1 protein-coding gene is annotated in these 1449 nt (G+C 68.1%); it reads right to left on the reverse strand.

Annotated elements, in window-relative coordinates:
* Positions 1-25: 25 nt before the first annotated feature.
* Entirely contained in the window at positions 26-862 is an 837-nt protein-coding gene (locus AB0J09_RS64635) for a hypothetical protein (RefSeq protein ID WP_360714393.1), read from the reverse strand.
* Positions 863-1449: the final 587 nt, after the last annotated feature.

Consider the following 1449-nt stretch of genomic DNA (forward strand, 5'->3'; position numbering starts at 1 on the left):
GCCAGGCGTCCGTCGTAGTCGCGCATCACTCCGCCCCCGCCAGGGATGCCACCGGCGTGGCGTCGGGGGCCGCGATGGCGGGGGAGGAGTGGACTGTGCGGGCCTGCGCCGCGGCGGCCGCCGTGGTGTAGGCGCGTGCGATCATCGCGCGCAGCTCGGGCAGTCGGATCACGCTGACCTCGGTGGGTTCGGTCAGGTGGGCGGCCAGCCGGTCCACGATCCGCTCGTCCCAGTCGGCCTCGTCCTGTACCAGCACGATGTGGCGTTCGACCCGGTAGGGCGCGATCAGCAGCGCTCCCACTCGGGCGCCCAGGGCGATCTTGCGGTCCAGCAGGCGCGCGGCGGCGAAGTGGAGACTTGAGGGCAGGTCATCGAGCACGCCTTGCAGGCTCTGGACCGCTTGGACACCAACGTCAAGCCGTTTGTCCAGGCGTGTCTTCACCTCCGGGGTGGCCACGATGGGAGGATCCTCGCGCAGCCGGAAAGCCAGGAAGTCGACGCCTTGGACGGGCTGGTTGGGCCGGTGCTTATAGCGCAGCTTCAGCAGCGGGACGCACCAGCGGCGTGCACGCCGGTACCAGGCGCCGCTGAGCGCCTCGCCGAAGTCCCCGCTGCGGACCTTGACGTCGGACGGGAACTTGTGGCTGACCAGGTGATCCGCCAAGGCGGTCTGCCCCAGATCACGGAAGGTTTGCTCCAGCAGGGCGCGCTCTTCGGGATGGACGTAGTTGCGCAGCAGATCCTGTCCCAGCCACTGCTCGGCCGTCTCCTGGCCGACCCCATCACTGGTGGTGAGGTGCTGCACCTGCAACAGCGTGGACACCTCATGGGGGTCTTGCTGCTGAAGCCACTTCTCGAGCATGCGCCAGCCCGTCCAAATGCGGTGAGTAGATCGCCTAGCGTACGGGATGGAGCGATCCACCACCTATTCGTGGAGTACGGCGCACAATGCCTCGCGATGACGGCCGGAACAGGACGAGCCGGACGCTTCCTCTCCTAGCAGGCGGCAGCGTAACCTGTGGGCGCGGGCCAGCGGGATAAGTCGGCCGCCTCTGCGGATGCGACGCACCTGGCCCCCTTCGTCTAATCCCCGACGACTCATCGAGGACCGCGGTCCGGCCAGCCATTGAGGATCAACGACGAAGAGACTGCCTGACCGCACTGCTGGGCGTCGGTGCTGGTTGGTAGCGTCCCTGTCGTGCCCCCATCGAAGCGCGCCGCGGCGGCGTGGGACGCATTGAACGAGCGCCAGCGCACGTACATGACGGTGTTCTACCGGGCGGACCAGCAGGCGGAGAAGTATTGGAAGGGTGCGTGGGCGCGGGGGGAGGACGCGCCGCCGGCCAAGGTGTGGCGGTGGCTGGAGTACGGCAACGTCGGCAGGTCGCGGCTGACGAGGGCATCACGTATCTGCCGCTCAACGAGCGGATGACCGCGTACCTGGAGGAG

The organism is Nonomuraea sp. NPDC049784 (assembly GCF_040659615.1).
GTDB lineage: Bacteria > Actinomycetota > Actinomycetes > Streptosporangiales > Streptosporangiaceae > Nonomuraea.